The organism is Pontibacter sp. GD13 (assembly GCF_058216355.1).
Genome location: NZ_JBYZMQ010000015.1, coordinates 32,239 through 49,025, shown reverse-complemented (window position 1 = coordinate 49,025; position 16,787 = coordinate 32,239). Strand labels below are relative to the sequence as shown.

The 16,787-nt window shown below is 52.1% G+C and carries 23 protein-coding genes; 4 read left to right on the top strand and 19 right to left on the bottom strand.

Features of this window, described 5'->3' with window-relative positions:
- The 16 genes from AC4BAN_RS16380 to AC4BAN_RS16305 all read right to left on the bottom strand — a co-directional run.
- Positions 1–520: hypothetical protein (locus tag AC4BAN_RS16380; protein ID WP_490565495.1), on the bottom strand; the 520-nt coding region annotated here is incomplete at its 3' end.
- 11 nt (positions 521–531) lie between these two features.
- Entirely contained in the window at positions 532–1,365 is an 834-nt protein-coding gene (locus tag AC4BAN_RS16375; protein ID WP_490565494.1) for a phage baseplate protein, read from the bottom strand.
- A complete protein-coding gene (locus AC4BAN_RS16370; RefSeq protein WP_490565493.1) occupies positions 1,362–1,778 on the bottom strand; it encodes a hypothetical protein in 417 nt (138 codons plus the stop codon). The genes AC4BAN_RS16375 and AC4BAN_RS16370 overlap by 4 nt, the downstream gene beginning before the upstream one ends.
- A gap of 43 nt (positions 1,779–1,821) precedes the next feature.
- Positions 1,822–2,649, bottom strand: coding sequence for a hypothetical protein (locus AC4BAN_RS16365; protein WP_490565492.1), 828 nt, complete (start codon positions 2,647–2,649; stop codon positions 1,822–1,824).
- A 2-nt stretch (positions 2,650–2,651) separates the two neighbouring features.
- Positions 2,652–3,152 carry a hypothetical protein gene (locus tag AC4BAN_RS16360; RefSeq protein WP_490565491.1) on the bottom strand — a complete coding sequence of 167 codons (501 nt, stop codon included), beginning with the start codon at positions 3,150–3,152 and terminating at the stop codon, positions 2,652–2,654.
- On the bottom strand, positions 3,149–3,691 hold the full coding sequence (locus AC4BAN_RS16355) for a phage holin family protein (protein WP_490565490.1): 543 nt from the start codon (positions 3,689–3,691) through the stop codon (positions 3,149–3,151). Before AC4BAN_RS16355 ends, AC4BAN_RS16360 begins: the two co-directional genes overlap by 4 nt.
- On the bottom strand, positions 3,678–3,968 hold the full coding sequence (locus AC4BAN_RS16350) for a hypothetical protein (protein ID WP_490565489.1): 291 nt from the start codon (positions 3,966–3,968) through the stop codon (positions 3,678–3,680). Before AC4BAN_RS16350 ends, AC4BAN_RS16355 begins: the two co-directional genes overlap by 14 nt.
- A complete protein-coding gene (locus AC4BAN_RS16345) occupies positions 3,965–4,183 on the bottom strand; it encodes a hypothetical protein (protein ID WP_490565488.1) in 219 nt (72 codons plus the stop codon). The genes AC4BAN_RS16350 and AC4BAN_RS16345 overlap by 4 nt, the downstream gene beginning before the upstream one ends.
- Position 4,184: 1 nt before the next feature.
- The gene (locus AC4BAN_RS16340) at positions 4,185–4,655 is read right to left on the bottom strand and encodes a hypothetical protein (RefSeq protein ID WP_490565487.1); all 471 of its coding nucleotides are present in this window, start codon (positions 4,653–4,655) and stop codon (positions 4,185–4,187) included.
- Positions 4,652–5,620, bottom strand: coding sequence for a hypothetical protein (locus tag AC4BAN_RS16335; protein WP_490565486.1), 969 nt, complete (start codon positions 5,618–5,620; stop codon positions 4,652–4,654). Before AC4BAN_RS16335 ends, AC4BAN_RS16340 begins: the two co-directional genes overlap by 4 nt.
- The gene (locus tag AC4BAN_RS16330) at positions 5,617–6,312 is read right to left on the bottom strand and encodes a DUF6046 domain-containing protein (RefSeq protein ID WP_490565485.1); all 696 of its coding nucleotides are present in this window, start codon (positions 6,310–6,312) and stop codon (positions 5,617–5,619) included. The genes AC4BAN_RS16335 and AC4BAN_RS16330 overlap by 4 nt, the downstream gene beginning before the upstream one ends.
- A complete protein-coding gene (locus AC4BAN_RS16325) occupies positions 6,312–8,267 on the bottom strand; it encodes a phage tail tape measure protein (RefSeq protein WP_490565484.1) in 1,956 nt (651 codons plus the stop codon). The genes AC4BAN_RS16330 and AC4BAN_RS16325 overlap by 1 nt, the downstream gene beginning before the upstream one ends.
- Positions 8,268–8,499: 232 nt before the next feature.
- Positions 8,500–8,844 (bottom strand): hypothetical protein, encoded by a 345-nt coding sequence (locus AC4BAN_RS16320; protein WP_490565483.1) that lies wholly within the window; start codon positions 8,842–8,844, stop codon positions 8,500–8,502.
- Between the two features lie 5 nt (positions 8,845–8,849).
- Complete coding sequence (locus AC4BAN_RS16315; RefSeq protein ID WP_490565482.1) at positions 8,850–9,287, bottom strand: hypothetical protein; 438 nt, start codon at positions 9,285–9,287, stop codon at positions 8,850–8,852.
- A 4-nt stretch (positions 9,288–9,291) separates the two neighbouring features.
- A complete protein-coding gene (locus tag AC4BAN_RS16310; RefSeq protein ID WP_490565481.1) occupies positions 9,292–10,524 on the bottom strand; it encodes a DUF2586 family protein in 1,233 nt (410 codons plus the stop codon).
- Positions 10,524–10,886 (bottom strand): hypothetical protein, encoded by a 363-nt coding sequence (locus AC4BAN_RS16305; protein WP_490565480.1) that lies wholly within the window; start codon positions 10,884–10,886, stop codon positions 10,524–10,526. Before AC4BAN_RS16305 ends, AC4BAN_RS16310 begins: the two co-directional genes overlap by 1 nt.
- A 17-nt stretch (positions 10,887–10,903) precedes the next feature.
- Here AC4BAN_RS16305 and AC4BAN_RS16300 point away from each other — a divergent pair, with 17 nt between their 5' ends.
- The gene (locus tag AC4BAN_RS16300) at positions 10,904–11,356 is read left to right on the top strand and encodes a hypothetical protein (protein WP_490565479.1); all 453 of its coding nucleotides are present in this window, start codon (positions 10,904–10,906) and stop codon (positions 11,354–11,356) included.
- On the opposite strand, the gene AC4BAN_RS16295 is transcribed toward AC4BAN_RS16300, so the two are convergent.
- From AC4BAN_RS16295 to AC4BAN_RS16285, 3 genes are all read right to left on the bottom strand, one after another.
- Entirely contained in the window at positions 11,357–12,043 is a 687-nt protein-coding gene (locus AC4BAN_RS16295) for a peptidoglycan recognition protein family protein (protein ID WP_490565478.1), read from the bottom strand. It abuts the gene before it with no gap.
- 73 nt (positions 12,044–12,116) lie between these two features.
- Entirely contained in the window at positions 12,117–13,010 is an 894-nt protein-coding gene (locus tag AC4BAN_RS16290; protein ID WP_490565477.1) for a hypothetical protein, read from the bottom strand.
- 35 nt (positions 13,011–13,045) lie between these two features.
- Positions 13,046–14,146, bottom strand: coding sequence for an ATP-dependent Clp protease proteolytic subunit (locus tag AC4BAN_RS16285; RefSeq protein ID WP_490565476.1), 1,101 nt, complete (start codon positions 14,144–14,146; stop codon positions 13,046–13,048).
- A 182-nt stretch (positions 14,147–14,328) separates the two neighbouring features.
- Between AC4BAN_RS16285 and AC4BAN_RS16280 the strand changes: the two genes are divergently transcribed.
- From AC4BAN_RS16280 to AC4BAN_RS16270, 3 genes are read left to right on the top strand one after another with little or no spacing between them, the layout of a single operon-like run.
- Positions 14,329–14,826: a DUF1804 family protein gene (locus AC4BAN_RS16280; protein ID WP_490565475.1), complete on the top strand. Its 498-nt coding sequence runs from the start codon at positions 14,329–14,331 to the stop codon at positions 14,824–14,826.
- Positions 14,826–16,367, top strand: a complete 1,542-nt coding sequence (locus AC4BAN_RS16275; RefSeq protein WP_490565474.1) for a hypothetical protein — start codon at positions 14,826–14,828, stop codon at positions 16,365–16,367. The genes AC4BAN_RS16280 and AC4BAN_RS16275 overlap by 1 nt, the downstream gene beginning before the upstream one ends.
- Positions 16,364–16,783 (top strand): phage protein Gp36 family protein, encoded by a 420-nt coding sequence (locus tag AC4BAN_RS16270; RefSeq protein WP_490565473.1) that lies wholly within the window; start codon positions 16,364–16,366, stop codon positions 16,781–16,783. Before AC4BAN_RS16275 ends, AC4BAN_RS16270 begins: the two co-directional genes overlap by 4 nt.
- The last annotated feature ends 4 nt before the right edge of the window (positions 16,784–16,787 follow it).

Here is a 16,787-nt window from a genome sequence, read left to right as displayed (position 1 = left end):
CACCTGTAGGGTTCGCCTCCAATGCCGCTAACCTAGTCTCATGATTCTGCACAGTGGCAGCTAATGCATCGTGCAAATCCTTCAGCGCCTTACCTTGCCTGGCATCTAGTACCTTACCTGCTGTTGCCTGATCCAGGGCATTGTAAATAGCAGCGGTGCTGATCTTATCGGTTGTGATCGAATCAATCAGCGCCTTGTTTGCTTTGATGTAGTCGCTGATCTCCTTAATGCTGTCCAGGTTCAGGTCATCCCCGTTCAACAATGCCTGAAGCCCTACAATTTTGTTGTAGAGCTTCAGCAGGGTATCGTCTGGTGATCCGTCTATGATCTGTGCTTTGGCAGCATCGATGTCTGTCTTTGAAGCTTTACCTGCCAGTGTCGTTTGTAGGTTCTCAACAGCGGTGATGGGAATCTTATCCTCTGACTTGTGCCAGAAGCTGTCAAACCACTCTGAAAACTGTGCTGCCGTGGGTTTTTTGCCGGTGGCGAACCAGTCTTTTAAAACGTTTCTTAAAACCATTTTAACAGTCTTTAATTGCCTGTGTACTCAATGAACATCACCACTCTGTAAGGGTTGAGCAGCGAGAATGGCTGGTTGTTCCCGACAGGCGAGATAGTGCCGGAAGAGATCACGTTCGGCTCGTTCAGGTAATTGTCGTTATCAGTGCCTCCCACTGTCTGATTTCCTGACGAGGAGGCCTTTTTGAGCAGTTGGTTAAATGATCCGTTGGCATGGTCGTGAGCAGGGAGCTGGCCAGTGGTCAGGGTGTGCTGCTTGTTACCGCCTGTTTTGCCTACTGTGTCAAAATCTACCTGAGCCGGATCATAACCCATCGGCAAGCGGCCTCTCCAGTCCACTACTTCAGCCCAACCAGGAGGAATCAGATTCGCCGGTTTCTTCCAGAGCACCATGCCGCCCCGGTGCTCCACGCCGTTCACATCTTTAACCGCTAAAAAAGGGGCGGCTACTTTCTCCAGTCTTTCGAGCCTGGCCAGTACGCCTTCCGAAGTGTTCTTTTTGAAGTTAGCCCACAAAAGGTTTGTCACGCCGTCATCGCCAAACGTGGCATGCCTGCGCACGATGGCCGGGTATGCTGATCCATCTTCGTAGTTCAGGCTTTCAGCTGCTTCCACGATCACCACTTTGTCTTGCTTGGCACCACCGAGAAAAGGCAGAATCTCACCGTTGATCACGACTACGCCGCTATCCACGTTGCCGCCGTTCTCGGCACATCCTGAAAGCACGTAGGTCTGGCCGCCCAGGTGAGCACCGTTTGCCGCTGTAAGTATGGAGTCCTGAAGGAAGGCCAGTATACCCTGGTCAAAAGGGAAGCCGCCTTGCTGGGTGAAGTCTATCTGGTTCATATTCTGTAGATGGTGTAGCGCTTGCTGGCTAGTTTATAAAAATTAACAAGTGATCTGAGTTCGTACATGTTGGAGGCCGTCAGCGGAACAGCATTCGGCACCCAAACAATAAAGTCGACCCCGGTATCGGAGTAGTCGTTTCGGTTATGCAGGTGAAGGGTTCCCAGTGCTTTGGGCTTATCCTCTTCCTTTGTATAAATAAAGAGTCTGTCCTTTGTGTAGCCATCGGTAATGTAAATGCGACGCAAAGCATTGTCGAACCTGTCGTTGAGCACCTTTTGCATGCTCCACACTTCCGGGCCGTGGTTGATTTTATAGATACTGGCATCCCGGTACTTCAAAAACTGCTCTGCCAGCTGAATAACAGGAGCGCAAAGCGAACGGAGCCAGGCATAGATTTTAGCCTTCCTCAAAAAACTGGGAAGGAGCCAAAGGATCAGCTTATTAAAGTCAATGTTATACATACTCCCTGTAGGTTATCTTAAGGTCAGCGTCGTCTACTCGTAAATGCCCGGCATCAGGCACATACCGCTCATCTATCTGGGTGTAAGGGAGCAGGCCATACTTTGCCTGGGAGGTTTTGATAACAGGGAACACAACGCCGTCCACTTTCTTAAGCTCATCAACCAGGCGGGTATTGGCAAACTCCCCATTGAACTCAAGCGACTTTAAATACTGTTTAATGGCGTTTTTAACAGGCTGCTGATCAGCGCCGTCAATTCGAGCCCCATCAGCACGCAACACAAGCGGGTTATACCAGATTTCCAGTTCAAGCTTGAGAGAATCATGCTCCAGGCTCTCTGCCGTTACCTTAACACCAGCGTCCTTTCTTAATTCTATGTATTCCTTGAAGGCAGCCACCTGATCCGGGCTCATGGGCTCGAATTCACCGTTTACCTCTGTTACCGCTTTGATCCTTAACCTTCCATCTATTTCGGTCACAGCGGCCTGCTTCACGATTCTGCGCTCATCTATCTGCTGCTCTGTCAGGCCTGTGTTGTCATACTCGCCGGTGTCCGGTACCAGGTTCTGCCCATATTGAAACTCAAGGGCCATGTCTCGGTACCAACGCTCTCCATGTGGCTTTTTGGTGGCGATGATCTCATCCACTTCCTCCTTATGCAGGTCGAAGAGCTTCTCGAGCGACCAGATCACGACCGCCGTCACATAGGCCCAAAGCTTGTATATAGCCACTTTGCTTTCACTGGAGAGTGCGTCCAGTTCAGAATGAAAGCTTTTCTCCAGCATGATCGCCTGGTAAACCTGATCTATAGTCCGTGCCATTTTTAACTTACTCTAAATGTTTCTTCTATTATCCAGTAGCCAATGCCTTCCAATGTCTCCGGAAGAGGCTCACCGGTGTTTCCTATGTTTCCTGTGTTAACTCTGATGCTGTGTGCCCTGAAGTAATCCACCATCGGCTTCTTTGCGTCCAATATTTCGGGGTAAGGGAAAAGCCTTTGCCCTGGGGCGAGTTCCTGCGTGATCGGGAAACCGTTACTGTTTGAAAATTCAAAGAGCAGGTCCAGCGAGCCATACTCCTGCAGGCACAGGTCCAGCAGGCTTTGCCCTTCAGAAACTATTACTGTAAACTTGGGAGCCTTCTTATCAAGAGAATCCGAGTTGGGCAGCTTGATGTCGACAGGAACGGCCTGCACTTCCTGCCCTGGTACCAGCTGATCGGTAATGGAGAACCCGTTACCGTTGGCAAAGTCAAACAGCGCCTCCAGTGTACCATACTGCTGAAGGCATAAGTCTACCAGGCTCTGTCCTTCAATGGCTCTCATTCGCTCCCGTTGTCTTTGCTTCCGTCGAACTCAAACCACCGGTTGAACTTCCGGAGCACGAAGCCCGCGATAGTCTTTGTCTCTTTATAGCCCAGGCACCCAAGGTTCTCCATCCAGCTAATAAAGAGCTGGAAAACGATGCCCATAAAAACCGTATAATAAAGCCACAGGAAAGGGTTGATCTCAAAGCCGAGAATTTCCGGTACCAGCATCTTGATGGAAAAGGCGTGCAGTATCATCACGATCACCAGGTAAGTGCCGATCTTCAGCAGCATGCGTCCGAACTTCCGGGACTTGAATTTTTCCCCTTTTACTTTCATGGATACCTTGAGCCCGCTCTGAAACTCTGCCACGATGAGAAAGACAAAGGCAATGCACACTGTCAGATCCAAACCGGTCTGATCTTCGAGAAAGAGCCTGAGCCCTCCCAGGAGCATGCTTAGCTTTAGCCAGAACCCGTCTATTTTAAAGACTGTGGTGCCATAATCCGTCATGTTCTTGTAGCCAAAGCCCTTCAAAACATAATTAACCTTTTCCATTTACCTTGGTGTTAAACTTTATAAATTCCTTTATCTGCTCATAGTCTTTGCCATCCTGGGCTAAGCTGCCTTTGATGATGGTCTGTATTTCCTGCTCACTGGCCTTGGAGTTAATCAGCCGGACCAGGTTAGGGGCCAGCGTGGGATCACTTCGCAGATCACCCGTGTTCAGCCTTAGTATAATGCCCACTTCCTGCATGTCGCTTTCCCCGTCAGCAAAGTCCCCGTTCTGCATAAGAAGGTCATCATCCGAATCGAGCAGTATGTCGTTGTTCATGATATGGTGTGGTTAAAAACGCCTGTAACAGCTCCATTCGGAGCCAGCAATCCGTTGGTATACTTCACTTCCGCTGACTTCACATAGGCTTCCAACAGGTCGCCCATTCTATCAATGAAAGCATCAAGGGCCGCATCCTCGCCATCGTTGCTATCCCTGGCATCTTTGTAGAGCTGCTTTAAATCCGCTTTGAGTGTTTGCGTATCCAGTGCCATGTTAATTTGTTAAAAGGGTATTTAAACGCTGTTTTAATGCCAGCAAACCCGGCTTGTTCATGGGTGCGTAAATCTTGAGCACCTCATCGATCAGGCTGTCGAGTATCTTTTTCAGGCTCTCATTCTCCCGTGACAGCTCAAAGCCCTCCGGAGCCATGATCAGCTGAGAGCCGGTCGTAGCGAAAGCCACTTCCTCTATTTCCTCGGCATCGATCAGGAAGGTGGCCGCATCCTGGTTCTCGATCAGCCCGATCAGGCAGCTGGTGCCCGCTTTAGGCTTTCGGTAGAAAGAGCCCAGGCCCAAACTGATATCATGAAAGTCAAGATCATCGGTAAGGCCCTTAGCTGTCATCGTTTTCTTATCCCAGTCCACCGCGCCAGCCTCCACCCAGCACGTTTGCACCTTCACATGGCTCTTTGCTTTCTGGCTCAGTGCACTGGCCAGCTTATCTATGTTGCTGCCATTGCTCATACTGCTTTGTCCCCGAGTTTAATTTCCTGCCGAAAGCCTTCCTCATCAAAGAGTTTCTCCACTCCTTCAATGTAGTAGCTCCCGTTCCTGTCCGGATAAAGGGTGCTGGTCAGCTTTGCCTTCCAGCCATTCAGCACCCGAGGCTGGCCGAAGCCTGTGATGCTCCCATCAAACCCGTCCTGCTTTCTTTTCTCATAGTCAAGCTTTGCCAGCTTCTCCAGCTCCGCCTTCACTTCAATGTTATAGTAAGTCAGATCCAGCCGGTCCCCGCCGTCCTCGCCAATCTCAAAATCCAGTTTTTTGCCATTCTTCAGAATGCTGATGGCTTTGATTTTAACCAGGATATCCTCCTTGCTGCGGTAAGTAAGGCCGTTGCTGACCAGGTTGCGCTCCAGGTGAAACTTCACCAGGGGCCTGCCGGTGTTCCTGGCGTAGTACTTGCCGCAAACCAGCTCTTTCCCGTTCATGTAGGAGTACAGGTTGAATTCCTGCTTCAGTTTCTCCAGCACCTGGCCTACCGTTGTTTTCGCCAGACGAAGCCCCCCAAGCTGCACGCCTTCCAGTGCGTCGATCTGATAGCCCGGGCAAATGGCCTTCAGGAGACCGTCCAGTGTGACAGATGCCGCACTGAAGTTTACCGGTATGCGCTTCACCTTCCACATCTCATCCTCACATTTTATCACTATCGGGATGTCGGCAGAAACACTGGCCACATAACCCCGGAACTCTTCCTCTAACTGGTCATCGTAACCCAGGCTGATGATGACCGGATCACCAAGCCTAAAGACATTTTTCACGTTAAACCTGTCGAAGTAACTTACCTTTCTAGGCAGGGTTATCTCGGCTCTGCCGGTCAGCTCCTTAAAAGTGCTTTTGATGTAGACACTGCTAACTTTCCTCAATACAATCTCTTCCTTCCTGTAGGAACTGGCAGGGAAAACGATCTTGGTGACCATCACTCTCATAAGATCATCTTTAGGTCTTCGTCTGATTCGCACTCTAACTCAAAAGGTATCACGCCTGGCTTTCCTTCCAGCTGCTGAAAGCGCGCTTCATTGATGGAGAGAGCCAGTATGTTCTTTTCAAAGAAGAGTGATCCTATCACATTCACGCTACCTGCTACCTGCTCCCATTTCAACAGCTCCTGCTTTTGCTCCACGGCAGTCTTGGCGAACTTGCGGGTGTTGTCATCCAGGCAAAGGCCCCGGATACGGATTCTCCAGTCATCAAAGCTATAGAGCTCCTTCACAGAGCCATTGCCGCCATTGATGGGTGTTTTCTTGATAATTTTCGCCCTGCTGAAATCCACGAGTGTGGCAGCTGGCATCATAAAGTCTGACAGGTTAAAATTTTCTAGTTCACCACCGGGAGTGAATCTTTTATAGCTGCCCCCTTTGAAGGTGAAAGGGTACACGATAGGAGTTCCCATCCAGCTTATGGTTCTCTGCTCTGCCTTTACTACAAGTTCAGACTCTTCCTTCATTTTAACCCCTATAAAAGGGGAAACTTCATTTTGAAAGTTTTCGATAGAAGGGTCATAGCCTTTGCCCTCACCGAAAGTGAGCTTATCCAGGTTCACCGGGTTAGGCAGGAAGACAGGGCTGTTAACGCCGAATGCCAGGGAAAATAACTCAGATAAATAAAATCGTCCGTCCATTATAGTTCTATTGCGGCATCCCTGAGCCTGTCATTGATCACACCAGCCACCTCATCTGCTATCTTGCGCACATCAAGCTTGCTGCTCACGTTATTGAAGTAATTCTTTATTTCCAGGTTCATCGTGATTGCCTTACCGCCTCCTGATCCGGAGATAGAAAGGCCATCCTTTGAACCTTTGCCCTCGTCTGTGTTAACAATGCCATCCAGTACCGGGGAGTCTGTGGGGCCGAATGTCTGGGCGAGCAGGCTCTGATCGGAGCCCTTCTCCTGCTGCGAGTTGGCGAAGGATGCCACACCGTCTGCTTCGCCTTTTCTGTATTGCTCCACTACTCCCTTCGTCAGGCCTCCTTCTGCTATGTACTTACCTGCTGAAACAGCCATCCCAACAGGTGTGAGTTTTAGCACAGCCTTGGCGGCATCCATGTACCGGCCTTCCTGCACTGCTGAGATCGCCTCTCCGATGGGGGCAAAAACAGCTTTAAACAATCCTGCGATGTTGGTGAATACCTGCTTGAACGTTTCCCAGAGACCAAAAACAACTTTCCTGAAACCTTCCGACTTATCCCAGGCGACCATGATCCCGGCGACGAGCGCGGCCAAGCCGATCACCACCAGCCCGATCGGGTTGGCACTCATGGCGGCATTCCAGAGCCACTGGGCACCGGCTGCTGCCTTGGATGCCGCATTCTGTATCCAGGTGACGGAGCTCAGCATTTTAACGAGCTCTATCGTGCTGGTTAGTCCTACTGCCCCCATCGCAAAGCCCTGCACATAGGTTGTGGACTCACCAAATGTCGTGGCAATGCTGGTCTGCAGGTCGGCCAGAAAACTGTTCATCCCTTCGTTGGCCTGCTGCACCGACGGAATGTTCTCAGGATTCATATCTACTTCGCTCAGCCCCATGATAAAGCCTAGACCGGCATCTTCACCCGCTCCTTTAAAGATATCGGTTAGCGCCATTTGACGGGCTTGCACTGTTGCCGTTTGCATCGCCTTGCTGATCATCTGAGCAGCCTGAAACGATGTTTTATGAGCAATGTCTTCTACTTTTATGCCTATTCCCTCGAGAGCTTCAATTTGAGGTTTACCCAATTCATTCAATGATAGACCTGCTTCTTTGATTGCATCAAGAGCTTTGTCACTATAGACTCCATCCTGAGCGGCTTTTGCCATAATAGCAATACCCTGGGCTGCACTAATTCCAGCTTGCTTCATCTGTGGCCCATACTCCTTCAGCTGATCCAGCATGTCCCTGTTCAGGTTAGCCCCTTTCTGGAAGCCCTGATCAATCAGGTTCAGCGCCTCCTCAAATGGGATCTGCATTTGCTTGGACACGGCGTTTGCGGCCCTGGCGATATCCTCACCGCTTTCGTTATAGACTTTCGCCAGGCGGTGTGCCTGTCCGGTCATCTCCTCCAGCTCATCCCCGGTGGCCCCGGTCATCCGCTGGATATTGGTCTGCAGGTCCCGGATCTCATGGGCAAAGTTCAGAGCGTTCACCGCCTTCTCTGCCAGCTCCGCAAACTGGTTGATGCCAGTAATAGCAGTCTCCCAACCTTTTTTATTATCAAGAAATCTATCTTGCGCCTGCTCTAAATCTCGAATATCGGCCTCGGCACCCTCCAATGCCTGCTGGTAGCCTTCCAGTTTCCGGGTTGCCTTCGCCACCTCGGCACCTGCCTCTGCCCATAGTTTACCAGGAGCTATGCCACTCATGGCATCATCCAGGTCATGTACTACCTTTTCCTGCTCCTTTATTTTTTCAATAAGCTCTTTGCGGTGCGCCTTCTCTTTCTCCAGAGCTACTTTAGTGTCCCGCTCATTCAGATGAACGGCGGCATTCACGTCTTCAATGGCCTCTTCCATCACATTGGTGGCAGCCGTGATGTTTCGCATCGGTGCCGTGATGCGGTCCACCAGGTTCAGTATCCAGTTGGTTTCAGTGTTGGCCATGTTTATTCTTTTTCCCCGTAAAGCGCGGTGAGCAGCTCACCCAATACTTTCCTCAGGTTATTTTTAAAATTCGTGTTATCGATGTGGCGGACAAACTTGTACTCCTCCACCAGCTTTGCCCACTCCGAAAGAGAAAGCGACTCCGGGTCTACCTTGTAATGATACCTGAGAAGGGCATTCCACTTGGCATAGGCGAAGTCGCTTTCTTCACTGGTTAAGAGCCTGCTGGAGGTTAAAGCTTTTTTACAGAAACTTCCGTTTTCCTTACCAGTGTGTTGATCTCCTTGAGCAGGGCTGAGTAAACGCTGCCTGATTTCTGCATGATCTCCATATCACCACCCAGCACGCAGTTGGAGATAAGCACCTTGTTAGAGGAGATCACGTTCTTTGCCACCCCGTGCTGCCCCACCAGGTCCAGCACGGTACGGTCCGGCTCGATGATCACAAAGCGTGCGGTCGTACCGTCTTCGCGTTTGATAGTCGCCACTGCCAGGCTGTCCTGGCCATGTCTTGCCTTCCAGTCCTGAATCTGCTCAGGAGTGATCTCGGCATATGTCTGCGGTTTCGTCTCTTTCATGATTCTTAGATTACATTCCAGTCAATGTGTGAGCAGATCAGCTTGTACTCGGTGCTGATGGAACCGTCGCCGTTTTTCACGTCCACGCCTCGGTTGGTGAACTCACAGTTCCGGATGCGGTCCGTGGTGATCCTGCCGTCCGGCAACTCATACTGCACGGTGATGTCAAAGGGGGCGATGTCCTGAATCCGCTTGCCAGGAGGCAGGGAAAGCTGCAGGGCGTTTATCTCCTCTTTGTAAAGGCCCAGTGAGCACTGCGGCTCATAGTTGCCCTCCCCACGCCCGATGGGCATTCTGCCCGCACCCCGAATGTTCTCCTTGGCTACCTCATCGTCATACTTGATGGATGAGATGCCTTCCAGATCACGGCCCATCGCGTTGGTCGTGATGCTGTTCCACCCGGTCATGCGACCGAACTTGTTGATTATAGTAGGTTGATTCATCTGCTTAAACTTGCTTTGTTAATCCCAGGTCCACTTCAAACTCGTGCACAATGTCATCCGACACCACGCTGGCGGCTATCACCAGGGGGCTGCTCTCACTGAGCACCTGTTTCGGGTTGATGTACACGCCAAAGCCGCTGATCTCCTCTGCAGCAGTCATTTTCTCAAGTGCCGCGCTCAACAGGCCGCTCCAACGGGAGATCGTGGTTGACTTGATGTAGCCGGTGGTCGGGTCTTTCTTCACCACTCCCTTCACCTCTGGGAGCAGGGTGCTCCGGATAAGCCTTGCCGCCTTGTTCCAGACGCGGTTGCGCTCTATATAGGCGTAGTCGCTCGCCTTCTCAACGGCGGTAGGCGAGGAGTTGAAGAAGATGCCGTCATACCCGTCATAGCTGCCCGCATAGATATAGCCTTTGCCGGTAAGCGCTTTCCGGTCTTCCGGAGAAAGGGTGCTTACCTTTGTGCCGTCGCTCAGGGCTGCGGACTCCCAGCGCTTCAATGCGCCCGATGTCAGCGGATAGTCTGCTTCGCCTTTGCGGCCGGAAGGCTTCCGGATGATGTTCACAGAACCAAGGTTCTCGTTCACGCCCCTTACAGCCAGCATTCCCAGCACCGCGCCCATGTCCGCGTACTTTTCATAAGCGGGGTCAAGAGCCGCTATTCCCGGGTCCTGCGCAACGCTTACGCTCACATTTGGAGCGATCTCCGTGCGCAGGTCCGGGTAGTCCGCTATGGCTAGCGGGAGTGCGCCTCCAACACCCTGTAAAATAACGAAGTCCAGCAAACGGTGCTCTGCCCGGAAGGCATCGATCACGCCTTGCACAGGCTCTGCCTCACTGGCCAGTGCGGCTACGGTTTCCACCGTGCCTGCGATGCCCAGCCCTTTCACATCTTTTGCCTCACGCAGCGCAGCCTTTACGGCGGCATTCCCGATGATAGCGGACGGTGCGGCAACCGGTGTCAGGATCAGGTAGAGCCTCGCCTCCGGGGCAAGCCTGAAATACTCGGTGATGCTGTGATAAACCAGCACCCCGTTGTTGGCATCAAAGGACTCATTTAGCCCGAGTGCCTCGGCATCGCCCGGCTGCAACAGCTCGTAAGGCTTGTGATGCTCGACACCCACCGGCAGGCTGGCCAGGGCAATCGCATAGACCAGAGCCAGGATGTTATCCGTGCTGTCGTTGGTGCCGCCCAGGCCTCCGTTTCTCTTGTTTATACTTACTCCTTCGAAACTCATTATGCAGTCAGTTTAGCGATTTGCTCCTCGATTACTTTCACCGCACCCACGCGGTTCGGGCCTGCCACCTCTTCCAGCAGCAACGCCTGCAGCTCCTCCACGCTCTCCATCCCTGCCACAAGCTCAGAGAGCTGCTTGATCGTCAGGACAGGCGCTTTGGTTTTGCCGTTTGCCTCCTCTGTTTCAGGGGCGGCTTCATTCTCCAGCTTGTAAACTGTCAGGCCCTTTCCGGCATGCAGCTCGGCCCTGTTCTGCAGCAGGAAGAACTGCCCGTCGGAGGTGGCAAACAGCTTGTTTACCTTCAGTTTATTAAAGTGGCTTTTCGCTGCTTCCTGCAGCTCGGCTTTAGAATATCTTTTCATGGGATGGTTTGATAAAAATGAACACTGCTACAATTGTCGTCAGTCCCAGGGCTATGCCACCTATCGTGGCCAGTGCCTTCAGGTACCAGGGGGTGTACCTGACCCGCTCCGGGGGCAGCTGGGTGACTCGTTCCTTTTGCTCTTTTATTAAGGTGTCCCTGACCCGGGCCGCTATACTGAGCGAGTCGCACCGGCAGTCTACCTCCAGCTGGTCGTTTACCTTCCGGATCGTGACATTCGCCTGTCTGTTCCGGGCCGTGACGGGCTCTTTAAAAGCCTTTGCAATGTCGTTTAAAGGAACAGAGACAGTAGCAGCCGCACCAGGCGCCGTGATCGTCGTGTCCCGTTGGATGACGCTCTTTTCGATCGTCACCTTCTCGGTGATCTGCCGCTCCCGGGGCTCTGCCGAGCGGCACGAGAGCAGGCACATGGCCAGCGCCATGAATAAGAAGAACAGGTTTTTCATATAGTTAAAGCTTGATGTTGAGTTTAGCGGCTGTCTTTGGCCCGACGACCCCGTCTGCCAGCAGCCTGTTTTTACTTTGGAAGGCGATAACAGCCTCGTGTGTCTTTTGCCCGAACACCCCGTCTGCCACAAGTTTATAGCCATGCAGACTCAGGGCTTCCTGGATTACCTTTGCAGTGCTGTCCTTGATGAGCGGATAGTTGAGTTTGTAGACGATGCCCGTAGGCCTGACACTGAGTTCCTTGCCAAGGCTTTTGAGCCAGTCACGCACATCGAAGCACGGGCAGTGCTTTATCCACTCCCATTCCTCCAGGATGCCGTTGCCGTTCTTGTCGGTGCTGAAATCGCGGTGGCCCAGCACGACAGCGTTGGGGAACTGCTCTTTGTACTTCAGCACCAGTGCGAGCTGCGCCCGCTTCTGAGGCACGGTCCTGTTATCAACTGCCTTGCCCTTTGCATCCACACCGCCTATGTAGCTGATATGGATACTGGTGGCATTGTAGCCCGCCACGCCATTGGATGGCTGCTCCACCGGCACCAGGTCATGCACGGTGCCGTCAGCGGCTATCAAATGATGATAGCCCTTTTGCTTCCAGTTGAGCACCTGCTTCCAGTACCGCTCAATCTCGGCTAGCTTCTGGCTTTGCGGCCCTGCCGTGCAATGCAGCACGATGTATTTGATCTGTCTCATGTTTGCCTTTTAACAGGAAGGGCTGTGGCTATACCACCACAGCCCTTCCTATTTCCATTAAATCAAAGAACTACTAAGCCACAGCGCCTGATACAATGCCGCCGAAGCCTTCGTCTTTTATGGCACAGGCGATAAAGTACAGCCTGAAGCCGATGGTGTTGCGGCGGTTCTCCGGGTCTTTCTCCGCCTCACGGGCGTAACGCTTCACAGAGCCGGTGGCCTTCACCGCATTCTTGTTGTAGAATGCCACGGAAACCTGCTTGCCAGCGCCTACCGCTCCGTAAGCGTCTTTTTTCCAAACACCGCCCACGTCTTTCGTGTAAGTCGGGGAGTAAACCACGCTGTAGAGCTTGAAGCCAGCCAGGTTCGCCGTCAGCTTGCCTTCCGCCGGGTTGCCCCACACTTTCTCCCTGTTGGCATCCTCCAGCAGCAGGTCGTAGTAGTGCTCGTTTGAAAGCACCAGCACACGGCCAGCCAAAGGCACCTTCAAGTCAGAGAGTTTTTTGCCGAAATTGATAAGGTCCGCCGTGATCAGGCGCTTGCGACCGGTGCCATCGTCCGGGCCTGTTGTCTCCAGGATCGGGGTATCGGCCGTACCCTCAGCCACCGCTATACTGTATAAAGCATGTACCGCCGTCTGATCTTCCAGCTCCTCACGGTGCTGTACCTGCACGTCATTGAGCTTCTCGTAAGGCAGCGCGTACAGCTCGTCATCCGACACCGTGGTGTTGGTGGTGTCATACTTGTTCAGGGAGGCAACAATGAAGTCATCCTCACGGTTGTTGCTCACGATCGGGTACACCTGGTTGTTGATCAGCACCTCCGGAGCAGCGCCCTGGCGTGGTATCTTGATCACATCGTTGTTCACCCAGCCTTGTTTCGGCTTTAGCTCTCCCAGCCAGGAGGTATCATGTCTGAATTTCTTGATCAGCTCTTTTTCGGCCAGCTCATTCTGTAATTGTGCCATGCTATGTATCTATGTTATATGCGTTGCTAATTGATTTACTTGCCGCCGAAATAAGCCGCCTCCAGGCGCTTGGCCTGCTCTGGTTCGTCTTTCAGCATGTCCTGGTAGGCCTGCGGGTCTTTGTCCAGGTAATCTTCCAGCGTCCAGTTCTTGCGCTCCGGGCTGCCGCCACTACCACTCGGGCTCAGCTCCGCCGACAGTTTGCCGATCGGGGACATCGCCTCCAGAATAGCTTTGGTGCTGTCGTAGTCAGCCGTGGCCAGTTTCACGAAATGGTCCTTCTGGTCAGCCTTTATTTTCTTGTCCTCCAGAATGGCCTTGTTAACCAGCGCCTCTACTCTGGCGGCTTTCTGCTCTGCCTCTGTCTTGACAGCATCGGCGGAGGCATCGGCTGTTTTCTTTGCCGCCTCAGCCGCTTCGATGATCTGTTCATCGGTGGCATTTGCGCTCAGGCCCAATGCCGCGATTAGTTTTAGTCTATCCACTTCTTTATTGATTTTTATAGGTTGTGCTACTTGGGGGATCACCGGCGCGTCGCAGGCTTCCAGAAGGGCTTTGTCCTCAGCTGACACGGCAAGGTCTTCCGTGTCCTCGATCGCATTGATGAGGCCGCGCTTCAACGCTTCCTGCGCCGTGAGCCACAGGTCACCATTGGCCCACAGGGCCTCCACTTCCTCCTCAGTTATGCCCATCTTCTTGGCATAGCTGCTCTTGTAATCCGCCGTGGTATTCTCCAGCAGCACCAAATCAGCCTTGATGCTCACAAGGTCGCCGTATGTACCGAGTTTGGGGCGATGTAGCATGAACTGGCTGTTTGGTTTTGCTGTAGAATGAAAGCGGGCAAGCAGGTAGGTGGCAGCCGATGCGGCCACAGCCCCTACTTTTATTTCAACTGAGTCAAATCGTGCGAGCTCGTTGGCAATCTCAGCGCTCTCAAAGCAGTTGCCGCCCCGGCTGTTGATGTACACCTCGGCGGAGGTCACCCCGGCACTGATCCCCGTATCCACGATCTTCCTTACCTCATGGGAGCTCGCATCGCCGTAGTCGGAGATTGTATCCACTATCCTGATGAATGCCTTCCCCTCGCGGGATTCCGCTGTTACCTGTGTTACATATTTCTGCTTTGGTTTAGCCATTGTGCTTTGTCGCTTGTTGCTGTTCGAGAGTCCAAAAGTGGCAGCAGAAGGGAAGTAAAAAAAATCGGCATCCCATTTCAGTAAGTTTCACGGTCTGATTTGGTAGGATTCACGGTCTGATTTGGAATTGCGATTGGCGCAGGTCATGCCCCGTTTGCACCTTTGAATAAAAGAAAGGACAAATGGCAAAGGAAAAAGAGCGTCGCATAGCGCGTGACATGTTTGTCAACCGGGGCAAAAACGGTAAAGAAATAGCCCAGCTGCTGGAAGTGTCAGAGAAGACGGTTAGCAGTTGGGTATCTAAGCATGGCTGGAAAGCAGAGCGGGATGCCCGTGTTAACTCAGCGCCCAACGGCCTGGAGAACATCCGCCGGGTGATCTCTAACCTGGCGGAACAGCGGCTCCAGATCGATGAGCAGCGAAAGGAAGCGTTGGATGCCGGAGACCAGAAAACGGTGTTCCTGCTCGACAAAGATGCCGCCTCCCTGGCTGACCAGGTGAGCAAAATGAACAAAGCGCTGGAGAGTATGGATAAAAACAACCGCATCTCCCTGAGCGTGTACCTGGACGTGATGGATGACCTGTTTGCTTCTTTGCGTGCTTATGACGAGAAGCTTTACCTCCTGACCCTGGATTTTCAGGAAGGCCATGCCCAATTCATTAGTAAAAAGCTCGGCTGATGAAGAAGAAGGATAAACTGGCTTTAGAACAGTACCTCAAGAAGCTGGAATTAATACGCTCAGCTTCCTCTGTCAGCGCCTTTGAAACGGCAGAAGAGCAGAGAGCAGCCATAGAGCGGAGCAAAAAAGATGTGCCCTTTATGGTGAAAAGGTACTTCCCGCACTACGCGACATCTGAATCCGCTGACTTCCAGGTAAAGTTTGCCAACAAGGTAAAAGGTGATCCTACCATCAAGGCATTTGCCCAGTGGGGTCGTGGCCTGGCAAAATCCGTCTGGTGCGATGTGATCATCCCCTTCTGGCTTTGGATAAACGACGAGGCCCATTACATGGTGCTGGTAGGCCAGAACCTGGATAAGGGAAAGCAGCTGATCGGGGATTTGCAGGCAGAGTTCGAAGCAAACCCACAGATCATTAAAGACTTTGGCGAACAAAAGCTGGACGGTTGCTGGGAATACGGTGATTTCCGGACGAAAGGCTGTAGTAAGCATGGCCTGAAATCCTTTATAGGTAAAGGAGCCGGTATCGGGCAAAGTGTCCGTGGCCTTAGAATTGGCTCACAGCGCCCGAACCTGTGTGTCGTTGATGATATTGAGACCCAGGAAACCATTGCCAACCCGAAGCGACAGGATAAATATGTCAACTGGGTGAAGCGGGATCTAGGACCTACTATGGATGGGCCGAGGCGACGCTTGTTATACTCCAATAACAAGTTTGCGCCCCGAATGATCCAGACAGAGCTGCAGGCCCAGCAGCCGAACTGGTATGTGAGCCATGTGCCGGCCTATGATAAAGTTACCTATGAGCCCGCCTGGAAAGGAAAGTACGACAATAACTATTACCGCTGCCTGGAAGAAGAGTATGGCAGGTTAGCCGTACTGGCTGAATATGCACAGGAGCCGCATGTAGAAGGGAAGATATTTACCAAGGAACAGGTTATCTGGGACAAGCTTCCACGCCTTGACCATCTGAAGGCCATCGTGGGCCACTGGGATATTGCCTATGCTGGCAACAGCTCCAGCGACTACAACGCGGTAAGGATATGGGGACTTGATAAACAGAATATCTTTTGGTACATCCAGAGCTTTGTCAAGCAAACAAAGATGGCAGCAGCTGTGCGCTATATCTGTGATGTACAGAAGAACAAGCCGGACTCCGTGATCATACACTGGCAATATGAAGCCCAGTTCTGGAATGACGAGGTGCAACGCACCATTGATGAGGTTTCCAGGGAGATGGGGGTTATGTTCCCGATCATGCGGGTACCCACACCCAGGGGTAAAAAATATGACAGGATTCTGACCATGCAACCCCGGTACCAGAATAACCGCATTCGACATAATTCTAAAATGTATGCGGACAATGACACACAGGAAGGGCTAAACCAGCTTTACGGCATTGAGCCAGGCTATAATACGCATGATGACGCTCCGGATGCGGATGAGCAGTGCATTGCCTTCCTGGAAAAGCACATTAGCGTTGGTACCACTTCCGGAGGCTACCTATCAGGCAAAATTAAGCACCATAACGAACGGATATGAAATACATTACTCTCGATGACCTGACCACCGATGCCTACGAACGGCTGATTGATGAAAGTTCCCAGGATGCGGGAAACACCCTGGACAAAGCCGAGGAAAGAGCGGTTGAGCAGGTGATCACCATGCTGCAGGATAAGTATGACACGGGCCTGATCTTCTCGGAAAGCGAGCCTATCCGGAACATCGTGCTCATCGACATTATATGTAAGCTGACGCTTTACAGGGTTTTAAGGCGCAATGCGGCCCGGAAGGTAAGCAGTGATATCAAAGAGGATTACGCCTGGGCGGTGAAGGAGCTGGAGAAGATACACACCGGCAGGATCAAATTACAACTGCCGCTGCTTACCGATGCCAACGGCAGCGCCGTGAGCACCAGTATGTACGGCAACAACTCTAACAGGGACTTTTACATTTAACGGC